Genomic DNA, 23,983 nt, shown 5'->3' with positions numbered 1-23,983 from the left:
TGCCGGGACAATTGTCATTTCGGTAAAATATATTTTTGGATATTCTTAGACATGAAACTCAATAATTTGCTGGAGGCCTTGGAACCGATCGCGGTTCATCCGCGTTCCGATCCTGAAATCAAAGGCCTGGCCTATGACTCGCGCCAGGTCAGGCCGGGCTATCTCTTTTTTGCGCTCAAGGGCCGGAGCGCGGACGGCAGGATTTTCATCCAGGACGCCGTTGACCGCGGCGCGGCGGCCGTCGTTTCCGAAGGGGCGCGTTTCATCGGCCGGGGGCAGGCCGTCATGCTGCAGGTTGCCGACGCCCGCCGCTCCATGGGGCGAGCGGCCCGCGTTTTTTACCGCAATCCGTCCGCGAAATTAAAAATCATCGGGATAACCGGCACCAACGGCAAAACAACCACGGCCTTCATGATCATGAATGTCCTGGACGCGGCCGGACTGAAAGCGGGTCTGATCGGCACCGTTGAATATAGAATCGGCGCGAGGGCGATTCCGGCCACCCGGACTACGCCCGAAGCGGTTGATATCCAGCAGATGCTTGACCAGATGGCCGCCGCCGAGTGCCGCAGCGCCGTTATGGAAGTTTCCTCGCACGCCTTGGACCAGAAAAGAACCCTGGGCGTTGATTTTGACGCGGCCGTTTTCACCAACCTGACCCACGACCATCTTGATTACCACGAGAGCATGGAAAAGTATTTCCAGGCCAAGGCCGTCTTGTTCCGGGATTACGGACGGGGGGCGAAAAAAATGGCTTCCCTGATCAATATTGATGATCCATACGGGCAACAGTTGGCGCGTTTGCCGGAAATCAAGGAGAGCTTCATTGCTTACGGCCTGCATGACCGGGCCGCGGTGCGCGCGTTTAATCTGAAAATGACGGTGCAGGGAAGCGTTTTTGAGGTCGCCACTCCCTGGGGCGGCGCGCGCGTCTCGCTCTGTTTGCCGGGGCGTTACAACGTCAGCAATGCGCTCGCCGCCTTCAGCGCCTGCGGGGCGCTGGGCATCAAGCCGGACTTGACGGCCGAAGCCCTGCACCAGACGGTCTTTGTGCCGGGCCGGCTGGAAGAAATCCAGACCGGCGCCGGATTCCAGGTGTTTGTTGATTACGCCCACACCGAAGACGCTTTGCAGAACGTGTTGACCGCTCTCCGTGAAATATCGTCCGGCCGCCTCATTGTCGTCTTCGGCTGTGGCGGAAACCGCGACGTCAACAAGCGGCCGCGCATGGGGGCGGTGGCGGAACAGCTTGCCGATTTTGCGATTGTTACCTCGGATAATCCCCGCCGCGAGGAGCCGGGATTAATTATCGGTCAAATCCTGAATGGATTCAAAACCCGCGAAAAAGTGGAAGTGCTCCCGGACCGGGCGGAGGCTATTGCGCGGGCGTTGTCGCTTGCCGAAAAAGGCGATGTCGTTCTCATCGCCGGCAAGGGGCATGAAAATTACCAGGAATTCGCTAATACCATCATCCCGTTTGACGATCGCCAGGTTGTCCGTGAATATCTCAAGTCGTTTCAGGGCGGCACATGACGTTTCCCGGGAATTGAAGATCAACAACACACTCCCTCGGCCGGCTGCTTCCGGCTGGCGGGCCGGCCGTCTTGAAGCAAAAAAATGGCTCATTTTGACCCCATGCAGTTGGCGGCGTGGAGCGGCGGCGCGTGGCGCCACGGCGTTCCGGAGGAAATTACCGGCGTTTCCATTGATTCGCGGACACTGCGGCCCGGCAATCTTTTTATCGCCGTCCGCGGTCCGCATTTTGACGGGCATGACTTTGTGTCGGCGGCATTTCAGCGGGGCGCTTCCGCGGCGGTCGTCGCGCGCGTTGAGCCGGGCGGCAATGCGCCGGGCCCTCTTTTGGCGGTTGACGACGCTTCCCTGGCCCTGCGCCGGATTGCGGACGGTTACCGGCGGACGCTTGCGATGAAAGTGATTGCCGTTACCGGCAGTCTGGGCAAAACGACCGTGAAAGAAATGATTGCCGCTGTATTGTCGCGCCGGTTCAAAACCGCCCGGAGCATCGGCAACTGGAACAATGAATACGGCCTGCCGTTGAGCATTTTGAACGTTGAAAGGCCCTCCGAAATCGGCGTGTTTGAGCTTGGCGTAAATCATCCGGGCGAGCTTTTACCGTTGTGCCGGTTGTTAAAGCCCGATTGGGGGGTGATTACCGGAATAGGACCGGTCCATCTTGAGTTTTTCGGTTCCGAACGGAAAATAGCCGAAGAAAAGGCAATCCTGCTTGAAAATCTGCCCGGGAATAGTTTGGCTTTTCTGGGGTGCGACCATCCCTGGCATGATCTCTTGCGCGCCGCCGGCAAAAGCCGGATTATTTCCCTGGGCGAACGCGGGGATGCGGATTATGTTCTGCTGGAAAGCAATGACGAGAGCGGCGAGGCATGTGTATTGGAAAGGACAAGCGGTGAAAACTTCCGCTTTCAAGCCCCCTTGCCCGGCCGCCATGTCGCCCGCAACGCCCTGTTCGCCATTGCGGTCGCCCGGGCCAGCGCCGTTTCCTGGCCGGAAATAAGGGCGGGGCTAGGGGCATTCCGCCCCCAGCCCATGCGCTGGGAATCGTCAATTATTGCGGGAGTTCTTGCGATTAATGACGCCTATAACGCCAACCCGGTCAGCATGAAAGCGGCCTTGGAAACTTTTGCCGCGTTGCGGCGCGGCGGCCGTAAATGGCTTGTGCTCGGCGGCATGCATGAACTGGGGGCAAGATCGGAACAGGAGCATGAAAATCTCGGTAAAACCGTCGCGCGCTTGTCATGGGACGGCCTCGTGAGCGTCGGGCCGCTTGGGGATATCGTCGCTGCCGCCGCCCGGAAAGCCGGCATGAAAAAGGAGAATGTTTTCCAGTGCGAAAATCATTTGGCCGCGGCTGATGTTCTCGCGGAGCATCTGAAACCGGGCGACGCGGTTCTTTTCAAGGCGTCCCACTGCGAAAGACTTGAAAAAGTCATGGAAATCTGGCGCGGGAGAGGGAAGCCATCCGCCGGCGGCCAGTAACCGGGTCCGATTAAATATTTTGCGGAACGGTTTTTTTGATTGGCGACTTTAATTGACAAAAGCAGGGAATATGATATTAATCTGATAATGAAAGAATGGATGTTTTCGTTAATCGCGCCCGGTCTGGGCCAGATGGCGCAGGGATCGGCGGGGTACGGCATGCTTTACCTGATCTGCGTGCCGGCGCTTTACTGGTTAAACCGGCCGTTCGGGTTGGCGGCGCATGCGTGGTGCGTGATTGATTCGCGGGGAATCCGGGCGGTTCGTCCTCGTTTCGGACTTCATTAACCTGCAATGTAATTCAAGACGCTGATATTCGGGATATGGCCAGCGAAAAAATCACGGTGGTGGGGGACGGTCATTTTCATTTCTACCCCTGTTATGACCCGGCGGAAGCCGTCGCCTGTTTGTTTTATAATCTTGGCCGGCTGGCGGCCGCGGCGGGCAATTTTGCTCCCGGAACGGATGTTTTCAGAATCGCCTTTCTGGCCGAAAGCGGACAATGCGACTATTTCCGTAAAATCCTGGGGGGCGAAATAAGCTTTCGGAAAAGCAACCTTGAAGTTGCGGCCGGGCCGGAGGCGCATTGCGTCTCTTTCAGCAAGGAAAACAAAGAGGTATTGTGCCTTGTTGCCGGCCGGCAGGTCGTTACCCGTGAAAAAATTGAAATCCTCGGCCTGGGAATGGAGGCGGTTGTGCCGGACGGCCTTGCGGCCGAGGAAGCGGTTGAAACAGTGCTTGCCGCGGGCGGCCTGCCGGTGCTGGCTTTTTCGCCCGGCAAATGGCTTTTTAAGCGGGGAAAAATCGCGCTGGAATTATTTGAACGTTACAGCAAGTCCCTTGTCATCGGCGACAGCGCTCTCCGGCCGCACGGCTGGCCTGAGCCGGGAATAATGCGCCGGGCCAACGGGAAAATTTTGCCGGGCTCCGATCCGTTGCCGTTGCCGGGGGAGGAAAAATATGCCGGCTCTTACGGGTTTGTTTGCCGGGGCGCATTTGATATTTCCAAACCGTTGAGATCAATGATGGGCATCATGGCAAATACGCCGTTGGCCGTCGCACCGGCCGGCCGGCGCTGTTCGTTGCCAGCCACAGCCGGCAAATTGTACCGGTTATGGCGAGCGAAGAAATCTGGTCATTGATATTTTCACGGCGGATATGAACCTGCCCTGCGGAATTATGTTTGCCTGGCCTTTCGCGGAGATTTTATCCGCCGACGGAGAAGCTCGGGGGTGAGTTTTGGCCGGCGGCACGGCCGCCTCAAGGGGAGCGCATTCGGGAAATAAGCTCGGCGGCCGAGGTCTGCGCGATGCGGACACGGTTGTCCGCAAGCGCGTAGGGGATAACGAGGCGGTTGGCGTGGATCAGGGCGCCGCATGAATAGACGACGTTAGGCACATATCCGGAGCGGTTGTTGTCGTCCCAGCGGAGGAGCGGTTCGCTCAAGCGGCCGAGTATGCGTTCCGGGTTCTCGCGGTCCAGGAGGACCGCGCCGATTGAATACTGGCGCAGGGGGCCGACGCCGTGGGTCAGCAGCAGCCAGCCGCGGTCGGTTTCAATCGGCGACCCGCAGTTGCCGATCTGCACGAGTTCCCATGGATAAAAAGGGCGCATGAAGGGAACGGCTTCATGCCAGAAATGAAGATTGTCTGAATACATCATGAACAGATTTTCGTTGTCGTTGCGGGATACCATCGCGTAGCGTCCGTTCAGCTTCCGGGGGAACAACGCCATTCCCTTGTTGACTGCGCCCCGGCCGTTGAGTGTGATCATCTTGAAGTTGACAAAATCCTCCGTTTCTATGATCTGGGGAAGAATATTGCGTCCGTCATAGGCGGTATAAGTGGCGTAGTATTTCCGGCTATTGTCGTTGTCCGTGAACAGCACGAAGCGGGCGTCTTCCATGCCGTTCTGTTCGCTGGGCGAGAACGGGAACAGGACCCGCTCGGAAAGGGCGCTCTGCGGATTGAACGACGCTTCATAATTGCATTGCGCCAGCCACATGATTTTTTCGCAGGCCGCCCTCTCATGGGCCGTCGCGTTGCGGCCGGTGAGCCGGGCGTTCACCCTTGCCTCCATTTCCGCCATTGTAAATTCATCCGGAAGAGGCTCCATAATGGAGCCGGCGCCGTTATTCTGTCCCATTTCCTGTAATTTCCGCGCAAAACATGTTTTATTGTAGAGCGCGTCCGGTTTCAAACTGGCGGAGCAGGCGAAGGTTGAGGCTTCATCAACGGCAACGCTTTCGTCCGCGCCAATCATTCCCGAACGGAATGTCAGCGAGGAAACATGCCCTTCGCCGGTTGCCCGCAGGGAGAGAATGAAACGCAGCGCGCCCGGCGGGACGCCGGACTGGTCCGGATGGGGAATGATGGAGGGATTGAAAAGCGCGGTTGATTCAAACGAGTGCTCGGCCAGAAAATATGCGGCCGCAAGATTTTTCCGCGTCAGGGAAAACTCGCGATCCGGGGGCATATGCGCGCGGACGGCTTCAAACCGGCGTTCCAGCAGAGCTTTAAAATCGCGGTGGCGGGCGGAGAAGCAATACATGATTTTTGCAAGCTCCTCCTCCGCCCCGGCCTCGCCCAGCGCCATGACCCGCATTATGATGCGCTTGATGCGCGCCGGATTGGCCGGCAGGTGCGGGCGGAGCAAAACCCGCCGGTTGTCGGGACTCAGCGCTATTCCGGCGTCCTTTATGATCGGCAGGCGGGCGGTATCGGCCAATGATTCTTCGCTCATTCCGACAGTGGCTCCTTAAGGCTTTCCAGGACGTTTTCCATCTGTTTCATCTCAGCCAGGGAAAGAAGACAGACAAGAGTGGATTCGCCGCCTTGGTTGCGGTTGACCCTGTCAATATGGAGGCCGTCGTAGCATCCTCCGCTGACCGGATCGTAGAGGGGGACGCTCAGGTCGTTTCTGCCCAGGAACCACTGAAAAGCCCGCGAGGCTTCCGTATGCCATATTCTCTCTTTTGTGAGGCGGTACGCTTCCAGGCAGGCCGAAACAGTGGAATAAGCCTCCACCGGCTGCTGGTCAAAAAGCGTTTTGGTTCCGCCGCGGCGGTATGAGCCGTTCGTGCCGACCGGTTGAAAATGACGCCTTGGGGAGGATTGTATCTTGATGAGCCATTTTAACGCTTCCAGTCCCGCCTGCAGCATTTCCTCGTTGTTCAGACTGCGCCCGCTTACAATGAGCGCATGCGGCAGTTTGGCGTTGCAGTAGGTCAGTGACGATTCAAACCACTGCCATTCCGCATCCCGGTTTGCCTTGTAAAGATCGTGCAGGCGGCTGGCGAGCGTCTGCAGGCAGTTGCGGACCAGTCGGTCGCCGCTGAAGCGCTGCAGATATTCATATATTCCAATCAGGACAAAAGACCAGGCGCGCGGGGAAGTGAAGGGGAGCGCCGGAGAGAGGGTTTGTTCAAAAAGCTCCATGGCCATCTGGGCAAATCCCTCGTTTTTTGACCGGCCGATGCAGGTTCCCAGCGCGCGGATTGCCCGGCCGTGGCAGTCTTCAAGGTTGCCGCCTTCCTTCCAATCGCGCTGAAAGGAAAGAAAATTCCTGAAGCGGTGGTTGGGGGCATCCCAGGCATATCGGATAAATCCGAGGTAACGGCTGGCGAGATCGTTGAGCCGCACGGGATTTATCGTGCCGAGGTTCTCAAGCAAAATGGCAAGGATAAGCGCCCGGGCGTTGTCGTCCGTGCAATATCCCTCGGAAAAATTAGGGATATTGTAGGTGGAATGCTGTAAAATGCCGACCGAATCGGTCAGTCTTATCAGGTGGTCCAGCTTGATGTTGGGCAGGGCGGGCAATTGTTGTTCCAGCGGGCGCATGGTGATCTTTTTTTGAATCCCGCCCGGGCGTTTAACGCAGGCTTCCTCAAAGGCGTCCGCGTATCTGGAAAGCACGCTGTTCCAGATCATTTCCCGCCCCAGGAAATAGGCGTTCTTGCGCATGGTGTGCCGCTCGGTTTCGTTGCGAATCAGCCTTTTAACGGCGTCCGTAATCGCCCGGGAGTCTCCGAACGGAACCAGAACGCCGCGCCCTTCGCCGAGCAGTTCGGCGGCGTGCCAGAAAGGCGTGGAAATGACCGCGTTGCCGACGCCGAACGAGTAGGCCAGGGTCCCCGATGTTATCTGGGCCTCTTCCAAATACGGGGTTATGTAAATGTCGGCCAGCACCAGAAACTCGGTGAGTTCCTCGGGCGACACGAACTGGTTGTGAAAGATCACGTTCTGGGCGATGCCGAGTTCATCCGCGAGGCGTTGCAGGGAAAGCCGGTAGGTTTCTCCCTCCCGCCGCAGTAAATTGGGGTGCGTGGCTCCGACCACCACGTAGACGACGTTCGGATGCTCTTGGATCACTTCCGGCAGAGCGCGCAGCACGACTTCTATGCCCTTTCGGGGCGAAAGCAGCCCGAACGTCAGCAGCACGGTTTTGCCCTCTACGCCGTACTGGTCCTTGTAAAAATTGGGATCAATAAAGGGGACGTCGGGAATGCCGTGCGGGATCAGCCTTAATTTTGCTTCGGATATTTTGTGGACGGCTTGCAGAATGTCAGCCGCCTTGTGCGTCATGACCACCGCATAATGCGAAAGCGCCAGCAGTTCGTCCATGACGCGCTTCTGGCGCGCGGAGGGTTTCTGCAGGGCCGTGTGCAGCGTCGTTACAATCGGCATTTTCAACTGGCGCAATAAAGCCAGAATATAGCTGCCGGCGTCCCCGCCGAAAATACCGTACTCGTGCTGCAAACAGACCGCGTTCACGTTGTTGGCGTTGAGAAAATCCGCGGCCGCCTTATATGAATCTATGTCCTGTTCTCTGATTTCAAAGCGGACGCGCTCCGGATAATCGTAACCTTCCTCCGTGTCCGTGACGGGTATGGCGAAGGTCTGCACGGAGGGGTTCAAGGCCGCAAAGGTTTCGCAGATGTCCGTTGTAAAAGTCGCAATGCCGCAGCGGCGCGGGAGATAATTGCCGATAAACGCTATTTTTTTGATGTTCCTGATGTTTTTCATTTAGTTCTTTCAATATCTGTCCGGAGTTCTAAAAAACTTATTCTAACAGCATCCCGGCGGGGGTCAATTGGTTTTTACGCGGGCTGCATAAAAAACTGGACGCGGCCGCCCCGCCGGTGTTATGCTGTCAGGAATATGAAAACGGAAAGCGTCCGCATTCAACAGGAAATGGATAAGGCCGGAAAATCAAAACTCTCCGGCTACCAGGATTTGATCGTCGGCCGCCCCGGCTGGTGGCCGCTGATTCAATACGAGTTGATCATGCTTTTCTGCTCAATCATTCCCGGCGCGCTCGGTCTTTTCCTGCGCTCTCTCTTTTACCCCTTCCTGCTGGGCGCCTGCGGCAAAAACGTCAATTTCGGCGCCAACGTGATTCTGCGGCATCCGCATAAAATCAAGATCGGCGACAACGTCATTATTGACGACAATTGCCTGCTGGATGCCAAGGGAAGGGACAACGAGGGCATCGCCATCGGCTCCGGCGTCTTCATCGGGCGCAATTCCATTTTGAGTTGCAAAAACGGCGATATCATTCTGCAGCCCCGGGTCAATATCGGTTTTAATTCGGAAATATTTTCCGGCAGCCGGGTGGAAATCGGACGGGACACCCTCGTGGCCGCCTACTGTTACTTTGTCGGCGGCGACCATGCCGTTGAAGACGCGGAAGCCGCCCTGACCGAGCAGGGTTCCCGTTCGCGGGGCATAACCGTCGGCGCCAACTGCTGGTTCGGGGCCGGAACAATCGTTCTGGATGGAATTACGACCGGCAACAACGCCATTATTGGCGCGGGCGCGGTTGTCACCAAAAACGTCGCCGCCTATGCGGTTGCAGTCGGAATTCCAGCCCGGCAGGTCCGCGACCGCCGCCAGCACGATGGAAATGAGGAAGGCAGAAGGCAGAAGGCAGAAACGAAATCTTAATAATTCGGCGTTCCTCATTTTAAATTTTCTTGATACTTCCTGCTGAAAAGATCGCAAGCCATGATAATTCGCATGTTTATTTTTTTGTTTTCCTTGTCGGCCGTTGTGGGTTGCGCGCCTTCGTTGGAACGCGAAATCAGCTCCGAATGCGGCGGCCGCGCGCGCCTGGTCTGGTGCCAGGATGCCGGCGACGGAGCCGATGTCGGCGCACAGGGAACCAATCTTTACCTTATGGGGTTTGACACGGACGACGGGCGGGGCGCGCGGAGTATTCTGGCCGAGCGCGCCAATTACGCCAAGCCCATGTTTGCGCCGGACGGGGAAAGAGTTGTTTTTTCCAGATGGCAGGAGCAGAAAATATACACGGTTAATTTTGACGGATCCGGTTTGAAGCCGCTTGCCGACGGATTCGCCATGGCCGTGTGGCGCAATGCGCGGAGCAAAACCGACTGGGTTTATGCCGGCACGGTCATTGACGTTGATAACTCGCTTGTCAATAACATCCGCCGCTTCCGGCTGGATAAGCCGGAAGTGAGCGAGTCGGTCTGGACAAAAACGCCGCATAATATTGATAATTTCCAGCTTTCCGCCGACGGCGGCTTTGCCAGCGGCCTGTTTCCCTGGCCGTCCTGCGGCCTGGCCGAACTGCCCGACCGCGAATGGACAAAATACGCCGAGGGGTGCTGGCCCTCGCTTTCGCCCGATAACGAGAGATTATTATGGGTTTTTGACGGCGCGCACCGCAATTTGTGTTTTTTCCGGACAAAGACCGGCGCGCGTTGGGCGGTGAATATCAGTCATGCGCCCGGCATCGGCGGATTTGAGGTTTATCATCCGCGCTGGAGCAATTCTCCGCGTTTTTTTACGATGACCGGCCCTTACAAAATGGGCGGGGGCGATAACCGCATCCGCGCCGGCGGAAAAGGAATAGAAATATATCTTGGCAAATTTGCTCCGGACTTCAGGAAAATTGAGCGCTGGATCCGGGTTACCCATAACGAATACGGCGATTTTTTCCCGGACCTCTGGGTCTCATCGCGCGGGAAAACGGCGGCCGCGGAAGCGTCCGCCGCGCCGGAGGCGGACGGTTTGAAGAAAACACAAAAAGCGCCGGCCGGCGCCGCCTGGCCGGGTTCGCTTGAAGAACTGGTGTTTTTATGGCAGAACCGGTCAAAGGCGAACGCATTCACGGAGCCGATTTCACAAACTTCGCGCGTCTGCCGAGTTGAAGCCAAAGGCCGCGCCCGTTACGGCCGGCATTTTGAGATGGCCCCCTCCGGCGGCGCTTTCATCGCCGATGAAAACACGGACGAACTGAAAAAAAGGGTCATGGAGCGCCAACAACTGGCGGTTGAGATCATGCTAACGCCCGGCGGGAATGAGGGAAAAGAACTTTTGCCGATTGTCGGGCATGCCGCCCGGTCGGGGGGTTGGAATTTCCTGATTGCCCAGAAGGGCCGCCGGCTTGTTTTCCAGATCAGGGCCGGCAGAGATCAGCCCCCTAACGTGGTTTCTCTCGGCGCTCCGGCCGGCGACGGCCCCTGCCATGTGGTTGTCAGTTGTCTGGCTTCCAATGTTACCTGCTATTTGAACGGCGAGCAGGCCGGTTACCATGAACCGGTCTGGGCCGGCCCGTGGGAAGATGGGGAGATAGTGTTCGGCAATGAGTTGCGCGCGGAATACCCGGTGAACGGGGGAGAGGCGGAAAAAGGCTGGCGGGGGTTGATTGAAAACGTCGCCTTGTACGCGCGCTGGATCGGCCTGGAAGAGGTCCGGGAAAAATACAAAACCATTACCGCGGCCAGCGGCGCGCGCGGACAGATACCGTTTTTATCCGTAAAGGCGGAATTGATTTCCGCGCCGGTTGTTCCCGCGCCCGCATCAATCGCGCCTTACCGGCGGGCGCTGCTCATCGGCCATTACCGCATTCGGGAGATAATGGAGGGCAATTGCCCGGAGCGTGAAATCATGGCCGCGACCTGGTCCATTCTTGACGGGCAGACGCTGTCCGGCGCGGGGCGGAGTTCTCCCGGGCGTATTTTCCGGATGAGCCTGGAGCCTTTTTCAGACCACCCCGAGCTGGAGGGCGAACGGCAGATCATGGACGGCGACCGGTTTGACCTGCCGTTATATTATGAGATAGAAGGCAGATAGCCTGAAGGCTGATGGCCGCGGGTGTTTTTGGCTGGCAGTTTTCAGCCGGTTTGCCCCATGGATGATTTATGGTTTTCAGTTCATACTTGTTTCTTTTTTATTTTCTGCCGGCCGCGCTTCTGCTTTATTATCTCGTCCCGCGCCGGGGCAGGCAGGGCCTGCTGACCGTGGTCAGCTATGTTTTCTACGGCTGGTCCAATCCTCTTTTCATGGCGCTCATGTTTGTCTCCACGCTGGTTGACTATATTGCGGGGTTGATGATCGCCTGGAGCGGGTGGCGCTGGTCCCGGCCTGTCGTAATGCTTGCGCCGGGCGGCCGGCGTTCGCGCCTCCAGAAAACGGCTTTAATCTGTTCGCTCTGTTCCAATCTGGGCCTGCTGGGTTTTTTCAAATATTTCAACTTTGCCATGGATAACGTTGACGCCCTCGTCCAGTGGCTGGGATTTCCCGGCCTCGGCGTTGTCCTGCGGATTACCCTGCCGCTCGGCATCAGTTTTTACACCTTTCAGTCCATGAGTTACACCATTGATGTCTACCGCGGGCAGGCAAAGGCCCTGCGCAATTTCACCGATTTTGCCTGTTTTGTTTCCATGTTTCCCCAGCTGGTGGCCGGGCCCATTATCCGTTTTACGGAAGTGGCCGACCAGCTTGAAAACCGGACGCACACTCTGGAAAAATTCGCGCGCGGGACCGCGTTCGTCAGCCTCGGCCTCGCCAAAAAAATTCTGCTGGCCAATCCCTGCGGCAAGATCGCGGACGTCGCCTTCAACGCCGGCTCGCTGTCCGTTCTGGATGCATGGTACGGCGTTGTTTCCTATGCCTTTCAGATTTACTTTGATTTCAGCGGTTATTCGGATATCGCCATCGGCCTGGGGCTGATGCTGGGATTCGTGTTTCCCAAGAATTTTGATTCGCCCTACAGTTCCTGCTCCATCACCGAATTCTGGCGGCGCTGGCACATTTCGCTTTCCTCGTGGCTGCGGGATTATCTCTATATTCCGCTCGGCGGCAACCGGAAGGGCAAAAAACGCACTTATGTCAACCTGGCCGCGACCATGCTGCTCGGCGGGCTCTGGCACGGCGCGGCCTGGAATTTTGTCGCCTGGGGCGCCATCCACGGCCTCCTGCTGGGAGTTGAAAGACTGCGCGGAAAAGCGAGTTTTTATAACCGCCTGCCCCGGCCGGCGCGGGTCGGCCTGACTTTTTTCATCGTCCTGATCAGCTGGGTTTTTTTCCGCGCGCCGGATATTTCCAGCGCCGTCGCATACCTCGGCCGGATGTTTTCATGCGGCCCGGCCGCGGAGAACGCGCTACTGGTCAGGGGCGTCATTTATCAGCCTTATTATCTCGGCGCTTTCGCACTGGCCGCCTTTGTTACCTGGCTGGCCCCGCAGACCTGGGATTGGACGCGGGTGATCAGCTGGAAGAAAATACTGCTGATCGTTTTGCTGTTTTGCCTGTCGGCGGCCGTGCTGACCACCCAGGCCTATAATCCGTTCATTTATTTTATTTTCTGATTCATGAAGCCAAAATATTCCAGCCGTGAAGAGCAGGCCCTGGCCGAGGCGGGGCGCACGACCATCAGCGCGGGCCAGAAAATATTTCTGGCCGCGGTCTTCCTGGCCGCGGTCTTTTCCGTGCCGGTCTATCAACAGATCGCGGAAGTCAGCGCCTATCTTGACGGCCGCCGTCTCAAGGCCCTGCCGCAATGTTACGATATTTTATCTCCGGCGTTTTCGGCGCTGAAAAAAATATTGCGCCCGGCCGATTTTTCCCTGAAATATTTTTTCAAGGTCAACGCCGAATTGCTGCGGGAAATGCGCGCCTACGAAAATGCGCTTGAGGATTCATCGCGCGTCGGGCGGGCCGTCCGACCCTGCGCGCAATATCTCATGACGCGCTGGCTTGGCGCCGGCAACGATAAGACCTACTGCGGGCGGGGGGCGTGGCTCTTTTACCGCCCCGATATTGAATACGCGGTCAACCGCGGTTTTTTGGAAAACAATGTGATGGCCCGCCGCGCGGCCTCCGGTTCCGAAACCGAGCCTCCGCCCCATCCCGACCCGCGTCCGGCGATCACGGGGTTTAACGCCGAACTCTCCGCCCGGGGCATAAAACTCATTCTCATGCCGACCCCCGTCAAGCCGGTGGTTCATCCCGAAAAATTCGCCGTTGGTTTTGAGGGCTTTGCCCGGCCAATCCAGAATCTTTCGTATCAAAGATTTGCCGCCGGCATGGAAAAGGCCGGGATTCCCGTTTTTGACGTTGCGCCGGAGCTTGTGCGGGACAAGGAAACAAATAAACGCGATCAATTTCTCGCGGGCGACACTCACTGGCGGCCGGAAGCCATGGAGCATGCGGCGCGCTTGCTGGCCGCGTTTGTGAAAGAACACGCGGCGCTGCCGCCGGCGCCCGCCGCCGGTTACACCGCCGAGCGAACGAACATCGCCTGCCGCGGCGACATCGTCGGCATGCTGCGCCTGCCGGAAGAGAGCGATAATTTCGGCGCTCAGGAAGTTTCCATCCGCCGCGTTTTTGATTCCTCGGGCCGGCCGTGGCGGCCGTCCCGGGCGGCCGATATTCTTTTGCTCGGCGACAGTTTTGCCAATATTTACTCGCTGGAGGCGATGGGGTGGGGCGGCGGCGCCGGCCTGGCGGAGCAATTGAGCCGCGAGATGCAAAGACCCGTTGATTTCCTGGCTGTCAACGACAACGGCGCTTGCGCGACCCGCGAACTGCTTGCGCGGGAGCTGGCGCGCGGCAATGACCATCTCGCCGGCAAACGCGCGGTTATCTGGCAGTTTGCCGCGCGGGAGCTTACGGCGGGGGACTGGAAGATAGTTCCGCTTGAGCGCGCGGCAAAAGAGTCGTCCTTCCTCTCGCTTGCCGCCGGCGGCCGGCTGGTTGTAACCGGCGAAATCAAGGCGGTCGCGCGCGCCCCGCGTCCGGGCACGGTTCCTTACTCCGACCATATTATCGCGGCCCGCATTGTTGGCGCGGCGGCCGGCTCAAGCCAATTCATCCAGGCGCTCGTTTATATGTTCAGCATGACCAATAACACGCTCACGCCGGCCGCCGGCCTGATGGCCGGCGACCGGGTCACCCTGCGCCTGCGCCCCTGGGCTGAAGTTTCCGCCGAATATGAGCGTATCAACCGCGCCGACCTTGATGACCCCGAATTATTGGTTCAGGAACCTTGCTGGGGCGAACTTATCTCGGAAGGGGAATGAATTCGTCCCTTTCTTTGCGGCATATTGCCAGCTATTGAATTGTGTTCCCGGAGGTTAAATGTATAATACCACTCAAGGGGAAATTATGTTTAACGAGTCAGACAAAGGCATTACCCGGCGGCGGTTTATCGCCTCGCTCGGGGCCGGCGCGGCCGCCTGCTGCGCCGGCCGCCTGGCTTGGGGCGGACAGCTCGCGGACGCCGATTTGCACGAGGCGAAATTTTACGAGCCGCTGGCCGGGAAAAAAATCCGCTGCGGACTTTGTCCCCGCGGATGTATCGTGCCGGACAAGGGGCGCGGTTACTGCCGGGTGCGCGAGAACCGCGGCGGGAAATTTTACACCCTGGTCTACGGCCGGCCGTGCGCCGTCCATCTTGACCCGATTGAAAAAAAACCTTTCTTTCACGTTTATCCCGGCAGCAAATCCTATTCAATTTCCACGGTCGGCTGCAATATAAATTGCAAGTTCTGCCAAAACTGGGACATATCCCAGGCCTCGCCCGAAGATGTGAGCGTCTCCTTCAAAGCTCCCGGAGAAATCGCCGAAGCCGCCGTGAAGGCACATGCCCGCACCATGGCTTACACTTACGGCGAACCGGCGGTCTTTGCTGAATACATGGCCGACTGCGCCGCGGCGGGAAAAAAAGAGGGGGTGGAAAGCGTCATGGTCAGCAACGGATTTATTTCCGGCGAAGCGTTGAAATCGGTCCTGCCGGTTCTGAAGGCCGTCAAGATTGATTTAAAGTCGTTTACCCAGTCGTTTTACGCCGACGTGTGCGAGGGGCAGCTGCAGCCGGTGCTGGACACTTTGCGGCGGCTTGCGGAATCCGGCGTCTGGCATGAAATCGTTGTTTTGATTATTCCCTCCCTGAATGACAATTCCGATGAAATCAAGCGCATGAGCGCCTGGATTGTCAAGGAGCTCGGGCCGGATGTTCCGCTTCATTTTTCCCGTTTCACGCCGATGTATAAAATGCGCAACATCGCGCCCACCCCGGTGGAGACCTTGCGCCGGGCGCGGCGGATCGCCATGGAGGAAGGCGTTAACTTCGTTTATATCGGCAATGTGCCGGGCGAGGAGAGCCAGAACACAATCTGTCCCTTCTGCAAAACCATCCTGATCCGCCGCTACCAATACAGCATTCTTGAAAACAACATTGCCGGCGGACGCTGCGGAAAATGCAAACGCCCCGTCCCGGGCGTCTGGTCCTGAAGGGGATGCGATTGCCGGGGACGCTTGGCGTGTTTTTTCGCCTCCTCCGCCTTGAATTCCATCGCGAATTTCACTTGTAAGAAAACGTAATTCTGATAGTTTAACCTTCCATTTAAGGCATTTATGCGCGGCGGAATACCATGGCGATGGAAATAGGAATAGGAATACTGGGGCTGGGGACGGTCGGCACGGGCGTGGCCAAATGGCTGCAGGCCAACGGGGCGCTTATTGAAAAACGCACCGGCCTGAAGCTGGTTTTGCGCGGCCTGGCCGATATTGATCCGGAGCGCGATCGCGGCCTGGAATTGCCCGCGGGTCTCCTGACGCGCGACGCGGAAAAGGTCATTGCCGATCCGGAGGTGAAGATAGTCGTTGAAACAATCGGCGGGATTGAGCATGCCCGGAAATATATTCTCCAGGCTTTAAAACTTAAAAAACCGGTGGTGACCGCCAACAAGGCGCTCCTGGCCGAAGACGCTTCCGCCCTTTTTCAGGAAGCCGAAAGGAATAAAACCGGCATTTTTTTTGAGGCCAGCGTCGGCGGCGGCATCCCCGTCATCCGCTCTCTGCGCGATGGACTGGTGTCCAATAACATTGAAAATATTTACGGTATTTTGAACGGGACATGCAATTATATCCTGACCAGAATGGAGCAGTCGCATTCCTCTTTTGCGGCGGCCTTGAAGGAGGCCCAGAAGGAAGGGTTTGCGGAAACGGACCCGGCCCTGGATATTGACGGTCTGGACACGGCCCATAAGGCGGTTATCCTGGCGTCGCTGGTCTGCGGGTTCAAGGTGCCGATGAGCGCGGTGCCGGTTGAAGGCATCCGCGCGCTGGCGGCCCTGGACATGCATTACGCCATGGAACTCGGTTACCGGGTAAAACTTCTGGCGGTGATCAACGGCGGCCAAGACGGCGTCTCGGTCCGCGTCCATCCCGCGCTTGTGCCGCATAAAAATATCCTCGCCTCGGTGAACGGAGTGTTTAACGCGGTTTTAATCAGGGGCGACGGCGTCGGCGATGTGCTCGGTTACGGAATCGGGGCTGGCCGGGATTCAACCGCCAGCGCGATTTTGAGCGATGTGGCCGAGGCCGCCCGTGATTTAATGATCGGCGCCGGCGGCGCCGGGGGCGGTTTCTGCCGTTACCTTTCCGGTTTCAGGCCGGCCGGCCCGGGCGACGCTTTAAAGCCGGCCGGGGAGGAGGAGACGCGCTGTTATCTGCGTTTGACCCTCCTTGACAAACCCGGCATGTTCGGACAGGTGGGAACCCTGCTCGGCCGGCATGCCATCAGCATTGCTTCGGTTCTGCAGAAGGAAAACTGCCGGGGGCGGCATGTGCCCGTGATCATCATTACCCATCACGCCCCCGAAAACGCTTTCCGCGCGGCGATTAAAGAGCTGGACGCCATGCCGGGCGTGGGCGCCGGCGCGGTCTGCATCAGGATTGAGGATTTTTAAGGACAAGACAATGGCATTGATTATCCAGAAATTCGGCGGCACATCGGTCGCCGATCCGGAATGTCTCCGCCGTGTGGCCGGGCGGATTATGGCGGAAAAAAAGAAGGGCAACCAGGTGGTGGTCATCGTGAGCGCCATGGGCGACACCACCGATGAACTGATTGCGCTGGCCCATCGGATTACGCCGGAGCCGGATGCGCGCGAAATGGATATGCTTATGTCAACCGGCGAACAGGTCGCGGGCGCCCTGCTCGCCATGGCCTTGCACGCGAAAGGGGCCGATGCCGTTTCGCTCACCGGTCCCCAGGCCGGCATCCGCACCGATTCAATGCACCGCCGGGCAAAAATCATGCGCATCAATCCCCGGCGCATATTCCGGCACCTGCGCGAGGGGCATATTGTCATTGTCGCCGGGTTCCAGGGGCTGACGCCCGCCCGCGATATCGCCACCCTCGGCCGGGGCGGCTCGGACGCGACGGCGGTTGCGCTGGCCGCCGCGCTCAAGGCCGATTGCTGCCAGGTTTTCAAGGACGTGGACGGGGTCTATTCCGCCGATCCGCGCATTGTTCCGGAGGCCCGCAAGCTGGATGAAATTTCCTATGATGAAATGCTGGAACTGGCCGGCTCGGGGGCGCAGGTGCTTATGTCCCGTTCGGTTGAATTCGCCAAGAAATACGGCGTGCAGTTGGAAGTGCTTTCCAGTTTTACAAACAAACCGGGAACAATCGTGAAGGAAGAGGTGAAGAGCATGGAAGACATAATCGTGCGCGGAGTTTCGGCCGAGAAAAACGAGGTTAAGATAACCCTGGAGGGCGTTCCCGACAAGCCCGGTATCGCCGCCGGAATTTTCAGGGAACTGGCCGGCGCCAGCATTAATATTGACATGATCATTCAAAACACCAGCGCCGGCGGACTGGCGGACATTTCCTTCACCATTCCCGGGGAAGACCTCGTCAAGACGAAAAATCTGATGAGATCCATTTCAAAAACCGTCGGGTTCAAGACCGTTAATTTTGACAATGATATCGCCAAAATCAGCGTGGTTGGGGTTGGTATGCGCGGCCATTCCGGCGTGGCCTTCCGGATGTTCAAGACGCTGGCCGAAGAAAGCATCAATATCCTCATGATTTCCACCTCGGAAATCAAAATATCGGTCGTCATCCGCAAAAAATTCGCAAACCTGGCGACGAAAGCCCTGCATCAGGCATTTGAACTTGGGCGGAGGAAAAAATAGGAAATTTCAACTCCGGCCCTTGCCGCGAGTCAAGGGCCGCCTTAATAATATGAAAAAAATCCAGATCTATGACACAACTTTGAGGGACGGAATGCAGGGCGAGGGCGTATCGCTTTCCAGCGCCGCCAAAATCAGGCTCGCCCTGAAACTTGATGAATTCGGCGTTGATTATATTGAGGGAGGGTTTGCGGCCTCAAATCCGAAGGACATGGAGTTTTTCAATGAAATAAAACGCTGCCATTTGAAACACGCCAGGATAGCCGCCTTCGGCAGCACCCGGCGCGCCAATGTCCCGGTCGCCGAGGATCAGGGCACCGGCCGGTTGATCGCGGCCGATATGCCGGTTACCACCATTTTCGGCAAATCATGGCGGCTGCACGTGGCCGAAGTCCTGCGGACGAGCGAACGCGAAAACCTGGCGATGATCAGGGACACGGTCCGTTTCCTCAAGGAACACAAGAAGGAGGTCGTTTTTGACGCGGAACATTTTTTTGACGGCTACAAGGACAGTCCGGAATTCGCCCTGAACACGCTCAAGTCTGCGATGGAGGGCGGCGCCGACTGCCTGGTCTTGTGCGACACGCGCGGCGGGAGCCTCCCGCATGAAATTTTTGACATCGCCGCCCGCGTGGCCAGCTCTTTCCCGGTCAAAATCGGCATTCATTGCCATAACGACGGCGAGATGGCCGTGGCCAACTCAATTGAAGCCGTGCGCGCGGGGGCCGCGCACGTGCAGGGCACCATCAATGGTTTCGGCGAACGCTGCGGCAACGCCAATCTGTGCTCCATTATTCCGGGGCTGGCAATCAAAATGGGGTTGACCTGCGGCCGGGGCAATCTCCGGGAATTGACCGCCCTTTCCAGGTTCGTTGACGCCCTCTTGAATGTTCCGCATGGCCGCCGGCAGGCCTATGTGGGCATGAGCGCCTTTGCCCACAAGGCGGGCATGCACGTCAACGCCATTGAGAAAAATCCCGCCAGTTTTGAGCATATCAGCCCGGAACAGGTCGGCAACGAGCGGAGAATCCTTATTTCAGAACTCTCCGGCGGAAGCAATGTGCTGCTCAAGGCCGTTCAAATGGGCTTTGAAATGGACCGCAAATCGCAGGAGATCAGGGATGTTTTGCATCATCTGGAGCAGCTTGAGCGCAAGGGCTATGAGTTTGAGGCCGCGGACGCCTCCTTCAAGATTCTGATCCAGAAAGTGCTTAAAAAACACAGGCCTTTCTTTGACCTGCTCGGCTTGCGGGTCATTGTGGAAAAACGCGGCAAGAACGAACCGTGCCGCTCCGAGGCGATTGTCAAGCTGCAAGTCGGCCATGAGATTGAACACCGGGTCGCCGAGGGCGACGGGCCGGTGAACGCCCTGGACACCGCCTTGCGCCTGGCCCTGACCAAGTTTTATCCGGCCATTGCCAAGGTGTCCCTGACGGATTACCACGTCCGTATCATTGATCCCAAGGAGGCCACCGCGGCCAAGACCAGGGTGATCATTGAATCCTCCGACGGCGTTGATACCTGGGGCACGGTCGGGGTCTCCGAAAACATCATTGAGGCTTCCTGGGAGGCCTTGGTGGACAGCGTTGAATTCAAGCTCTTCAAGGACGAGGAAAAGGGGCGGAAGAGGAAAACCCCGTAGGCGGAAGACGGGCCGCCGAATCCCGGCGCTCCCGTCAGGAGCCCGCGAATGTTTCCATGGCCGCATGGCGTGGAAATCAAGAGCCGTCCGGCCAAAATCATCAATTATCTGCGGAAAAAGCAATGCGCGAACTTGAAAAAAATTATAATCCGGCCGCAGTGGAAACCGGATGGTACCAAAACTGGGTTGAGAAAAAATATTTCCGGGCCGATTCCGCGCGCGGGGGGAGGCCTTATACGATCGTCATTCCTCCGCCGAATGTAACCGGCATACTCCACATGGGCCATGCCCTGAACGTTACCATCCAGGATATCCTTATCCGCCGGAAACGGATGGAGGGGTTCAACGCCCTCTGGGTCCCCGGGACCGACCATGCCGGCATCGCCACCCAGAATGTCGTGGAACGCGCCCTGCGCAAGGAGGGCAAAACCAGGGCCGACCTTGGGCGCGAAAAATTTATCCAGAGAGTCTGGCAGTGGCGCGAGCAATACGGCAACACCATCATCCAGCAGCTCAAAAAACTCGGCGTCGCCTGCGACTGGGACCGTCTGCGTTTCACCATGGACGCGGGATTGAGCGATGCCGTTACGGAAGTCTTTATCCGGCTCTACAATAAAAAAATGATTTACCGCGGCAATTATATCATCAATTGGTGTCCGCGTTGCCGGACCGCGCTTTCCGACGAGGAAAGCGTCCATGTGGAAACGCGCGGCAAGCTTTACTTTATCCGTTATCCGCTGAAGGATGACCGGGGCAACGCCGTGGTGGTGGCCACCACCCGCCCCGAAACAATGCTGGGGGATACGGCCGTGGCGGTCAATCCAAAGGATGAACGTTACCAACAGCTGGTCGGCCGCCATTTGATTCTGCCCGTCATGGGAAGGGAAATTCCTGTTATCGCCGATGATTTCGTTGATCCGGAGTTCGGAACCGGCGCGGTGAAGGTTACCCCCGCGCACGACCCGAACGACTTTGCCCTCGGCGGCCGGCACGGATTGCAGCAGATCAATGTCATGGACGAAGACGGCCGCATGAACGAAAACGCGGGTGAATACGCCGGCCAGGACCGGTTTGAATGCCGCCGCCAACTGGTTGCCTTTCTGGAGCAGGCCGGCCTGCTTGAAAAAATCGCCGAGCATACCCACGCCGTCGGCCATTGCTACCGCTGTGACACGGCCGTTGAACCGCGCCTTTCCATGCAGTGGTTCGTGAAAATGAAGCCTTTGGCCGGGCCGGCCATTGAAGCGGTGCGGTCCGGGCGGATCCGGTTTGTTCCGGAACGTTGGACAAAAGTCTACCTGGACTGGATGGAAAACATAAGGGACTGGTGCATCTCGCGCCAGATCTGGTGGGGGCACCGCATCCCCGTTTTTTACTGCGGCGAGTGCGGGCACGAATGGGTTTCAAAGACGGCGCCGGAAAAGTGCGCAAAGTGCGAAAGCGTAAAAATCCGCCAGGACGAGGACGTTCTGGACACCTGGTTTTCTTCGTGGCTCTGGCCCTTCAGTGTTTTCGGCTGGCCGCAGACCGGGCCGGATTTGAAGTTTTATTATCCCGCCGGCACGCTCGTTACGGCCTCTGAAATCATATTTTTCTGGGTGGCCAGGATGATCATGGCGGGTTTTGAATTCATGGGCGATATCCCCTTTGAAAAGGTCTATATCCACGGAACCGTCCGCGACAACCGCGGCCGGAAAATGAGCAAAAGCCTCGGCAATTCAATAGACCCGCAGGACATCATCGGCAATTTCAGCGCGGATGCCCTGCGCTTCAGCTTGATAATGCTCACCGCGACCGGGCAGGACGTTTATTTGTCGGATGACAAATTTGAAATCGGCCGCAATTTCCTCACTAAAATATGGAACGCGGCGCGGTTTATCCAGATGCAGGCCTGGCCCGGCGGCGCGGCGGATATGGCCGCCGCGGCCGCGCCGCCCGGCGCCGGTTGCAAAGCGCCGCATTTGCATTCGACCCCGGATGAGCAGTTCATCCTTGCCCGGCTGGATGAAACAACCATGGCCTGCAACGCGAACCTGGAACAGTTCCGTTTCAATGATTACGCCAAATGCCTTTATGATTTTATCTGGCACCAGTTCTGCGACTGGCACATTGAATATGCCAAACTGCCGTTGAATTCCTCCGACCCTGAGCGGCGGCGCGCGGCGCTCATCGTTCTCCATTTTGTTTTCGAGCGGGCACTCCGGCTCCTCCATCCGCTGGCGCCCTTTATCACCGAGGAATTGTGGCATGCCATGGGTTACGGCGCCGAAGGGGAAACCATCCAGCGGGCGCCCTGGCCGGAAACGTTCGGCAACGAGAAACTCGCGGAATGGGGGGTTGTCCCCGATTTGGTCGCTTACGTGGAGAGCAAGCACGAACTCATCAGGGTCTGCCGCAACCTGCGCGGGGACTGCGATATTCCGTCCTCGGCCCGCGTGAAATATTTCATCAGGCCGGAAAACAAAACGGCGGCCGCGTTCCTCGCCGCCGACCGCGACGCGATCGCGTTTCTGCTCCGGGCCGACTCGGTTGAAATCGGGGAAATAAACACGCCCCGCAAAGCGCTGAACGCCATTTGCCCCCTCGGCGCGGTTTTCATACCGATTGAGGGGCTGGTTGATATTCCGCGGGAAATAAAGAAGCATAACGACCGCCTGGCCGCTCTGGCCCGCGATTTGGCGGCGGTTGAAAAAAAACTGGGCAACGCCGATTTTATCGCCAAAGCGCCGCCGGAAGTCGTGGCAATGCAGAAAGACAGGCTGCGGCAGATAAAAGATCAGGATGCCAAGGTGCGGCAACTGCTCGCCCTTCTCGCGGGCGCGGAAAATTAACCGCCGGCCGGCCGGCCGGCCGGCCCACGGTCAAACATGTAAATCAGCCCGCCGGCGGCCGTGGTCAGGGTGGTGATGACGGAAACCGCGAACGACACCGCGAAAGCTCCGCTCTCCGGCATGCCGGAGAGCGAAAAGAAACCGACAAAACTCACTTCGCGCACCCCGATTCCGTTGAAGGAAACCGGCAGCATGATCAGCGCCATGATCAGCGGAATGAAAATGATGTAATACATCAGGGGAGCCTCCAGATTAAACCCCAGCGCTACGACGTAAAACACCAGCACGCGCGTTATCTGCACCGCCAGAGAAAGCAGAAACGCCCGCGCCAGGAGCCCCGGATGTTTTCGGTATTCCAGACAGGCCGTCAGCCATTTTCTTGCCGCCCGGACGATCTTCCAGCCGATGAACTTTTGAATTATCCGTCTGTCCAGCCAGCGTAAAAACCGGCTCTGGAAGAGAAGAACAACCGCGGCCGCCGTGATCAGGGCAATGACGAACGTAAGGGAATGGAGATGCCGCAAGCCGGGCTGATAACCGGCATACCAGCCGCCGAAACAGGCGACAAAAACAAGCGATACGCCGGCAATAAAACGATCGGCCGCCATGGAGCTTATGGTCAGATCAATATCGGCCGTGGCTTTTGAGAGGTAAAAGCCGCGGACAATGTCCGCGCTCACGCTGGAAGGCAGGATCAGTCCCCAGAACCCCCCGACATAATTGATGATAAACAAACGCCAGAAAGTGATTTTTGAACCCTTGACAGTCAAAAACATGCGCCATTTGATCACACTTAATACCCGTTCAACGGTCAGGAGCACAACGGCCATAAACATCATTGTGAGATCGGCCTTGAGCGCGAGTTGCAGCGAATTCCGCCAGTCAATCGCCGCCATGAGCCAGACCATCAGAAGAATGCTCAAAACTATTTTCAATATCTGGCCAATTCTGGTTTTCATCTTTTTTCGCGCCGCGGCGGACAACGGTTTCCCGACGGCGTTTATAAGGCGAAGACTAGCAGAAATGCCGCCGCGATCAACCGGAATTGTCATCAGGACTGGAAACAAACGGTTTTTCCGAATATCTATTTGGCTCGCATAGCATGCGGGCGGAAAGCGCCACGCGCGCCACACCCGTCTCCGTCGAAATGACTTCGCAGAGCAGGCTGTGGCGCGCTTCCGCTGTTTGTACCCGCATAACCGAAACTTACTGGTTTTTTGCGCATATTTCCTTGATTTTTTTTCATGAAAATGAATATAATA

16 protein-coding genes are annotated in these 23,983 nt (G+C 57.5%); 13 read left to right on the top strand and 3 right to left on the bottom strand.

What is annotated here, in order from left to right:
• Nucleotides 1-51: 51 nt before the first annotated feature.
• The 4 genes from PHP98_00575 to PHP98_00560 all read left to right on the top strand — a co-directional run bounded on the left by PHP98_00575 (nucleotide 52) and on the right by PHP98_00560 (nucleotide 4,157).
• Nucleotides 52-1,533 carry a UDP-N-acetylmuramoyl-L-alanyl-D-glutamate--2,6-diaminopimelate ligase gene (locus PHP98_00575; protein ID MDD5482135.1) on the top strand — a complete coding sequence of 494 codons (1,482 nt, stop codon included), beginning with the start codon at nucleotides 52-54 and terminating at the stop codon, nucleotides 1,531-1,533.
• Nucleotides 1,534-1,617: 84 nt separating this feature from the next.
• A complete protein-coding gene (locus PHP98_00570) occupies nucleotides 1,618-3,015 on the top strand; it encodes a UDP-N-acetylmuramoyl-tripeptide--D-alanyl-D-alanine ligase (protein ID MDD5482134.1) in 1,398 nt (465 codons plus the stop codon).
• A gap of 39 nt (nucleotides 3,016-3,054) precedes the next feature.
• Entirely contained in the window at nucleotides 3,055-3,303 is a 249-nt protein-coding gene (locus PHP98_00565; protein ID MDD5482133.1) for a hypothetical protein, read from the top strand.
• A 35-nt stretch (nucleotides 3,304-3,338) separates the two neighbouring features.
• Nucleotides 3,339-4,157, top strand: a complete 819-nt coding sequence (locus tag PHP98_00560; protein MDD5482132.1) for a hypothetical protein — start codon at nucleotides 3,339-3,341, stop codon at nucleotides 4,155-4,157.
• A gap of 118 nt (nucleotides 4,158-4,275) precedes the next feature.
• Here the strand turns inward: PHP98_00560 and PHP98_00555 are convergent, their stop codons facing one another.
• Both PHP98_00555 and PHP98_00550 read right to left on the bottom strand, forming a co-directional pair.
• The gene (locus PHP98_00555; protein ID MDD5482131.1) at nucleotides 4,276-5,757 is read right to left on the bottom strand and encodes a glycoside hydrolase family 130 protein; all 1,482 of its coding nucleotides are present in this window, start codon (nucleotides 5,755-5,757) and stop codon (nucleotides 4,276-4,278) included.
• On the bottom strand, nucleotides 5,754-8,039 hold the full coding sequence (locus tag PHP98_00550) for a glycosyltransferase family 4 protein (GenBank protein MDD5482130.1): 2,286 nt from the start codon (nucleotides 8,037-8,039) through the stop codon (nucleotides 5,754-5,756). The genes PHP98_00555 and PHP98_00550 overlap by 4 nt, the downstream gene beginning before the upstream one ends.
• Before the next feature lie 135 nt (nucleotides 8,040-8,174).
• Here PHP98_00550 and PHP98_00545 point away from each other — a divergent pair, with 135 nt between their 5' ends.
• The 9 genes from PHP98_00545 (at nucleotide 8,175) to PHP98_00505 (ending at nucleotide 22,721) form a co-directional block, all read left to right on the top strand.
• Complete coding sequence (locus PHP98_00545) at nucleotides 8,175-8,960, top strand: acyltransferase (protein MDD5482129.1); 786 nt, start codon at nucleotides 8,175-8,177, stop codon at nucleotides 8,958-8,960.
• Nucleotides 8,961-9,020: 60 nt separating this feature from the next.
• Complete coding sequence (locus tag PHP98_00540; GenBank protein ID MDD5482128.1) at nucleotides 9,021-11,114, top strand: hypothetical protein; 2,094 nt, start codon at nucleotides 9,021-9,023, stop codon at nucleotides 11,112-11,114.
• A 68-nt stretch (nucleotides 11,115-11,182) separates the two neighbouring features.
• Complete coding sequence (locus PHP98_00535; GenBank protein ID MDD5482127.1) at nucleotides 11,183-12,631, top strand: MBOAT family protein; 1,449 nt, start codon at nucleotides 11,183-11,185, stop codon at nucleotides 12,629-12,631.
• Nucleotides 12,632-12,634: 3 nt separating this feature from the next.
• Nucleotides 12,635-14,344, top strand: a complete 1,710-nt coding sequence (locus PHP98_00530; protein MDD5482126.1) for a hypothetical protein — start codon at nucleotides 12,635-12,637, stop codon at nucleotides 14,342-14,344.
• An 85-nt stretch (nucleotides 14,345-14,429) separates the two neighbouring features.
• Nucleotides 14,430-15,557: an AmmeMemoRadiSam system radical SAM enzyme gene (amrS, locus tag PHP98_00525; GenBank protein ID MDD5482125.1), complete on the top strand. Its 1,128-nt coding sequence runs from the start codon at nucleotides 14,430-14,432 to the stop codon at nucleotides 15,555-15,557.
• Between the two features lie 140 nt (nucleotides 15,558-15,697).
• Nucleotides 15,698-17,017, top strand: coding sequence for a homoserine dehydrogenase (locus PHP98_00520; protein ID MDD5482124.1), 1,320 nt, complete (start codon nucleotides 15,698-15,700; stop codon nucleotides 17,015-17,017).
• Nucleotides 17,018-17,027: 10 nt separating this feature from the next.
• Entirely contained in the window at nucleotides 17,028-18,251 is a 1,224-nt protein-coding gene (locus PHP98_00515) for an aspartate kinase (protein ID MDD5482123.1), read from the top strand.
• Between the two features lie 49 nt (nucleotides 18,252-18,300).
• On the top strand, nucleotides 18,301-19,890 hold the full coding sequence (gene cimA, locus PHP98_00510; GenBank protein MDD5482122.1) for a citramalate synthase: 1,590 nt from the start codon (nucleotides 18,301-18,303) through the stop codon (nucleotides 19,888-19,890).
• Nucleotides 19,891-20,012: 122 nt separating this feature from the next.
• Nucleotides 20,013-22,721, top strand: a complete 2,709-nt coding sequence (locus PHP98_00505; GenBank protein ID MDD5482121.1) for a valine--tRNA ligase — start codon at nucleotides 20,013-20,015, stop codon at nucleotides 22,719-22,721.
• Here PHP98_00505 and PHP98_00500 read toward each other — a convergent pair.
• Nucleotides 22,718-23,680, bottom strand: a complete 963-nt coding sequence (locus PHP98_00500; GenBank protein MDD5482120.1) for a lysylphosphatidylglycerol synthase transmembrane domain-containing protein — start codon at nucleotides 23,678-23,680, stop codon at nucleotides 22,718-22,720. The two genes, PHP98_00505 and PHP98_00500, sit on opposite strands and share 4 nt — an antisense overlap.
• Nucleotides 23,681-23,983 lie beyond the last annotated feature (303 nt).

The organism is Kiritimatiellia bacterium, from assembly GCA_028715905.1.
Classification (GTDB): domain Bacteria; phylum Verrucomicrobiota; class Kiritimatiellia; order JAAZAB01; family JAAZAB01; genus JAQUQV01.
The sequence above is the reverse complement of the archived record's forward strand: the minus strand, read 5'-3'. Positions and strand labels throughout refer to the sequence as shown.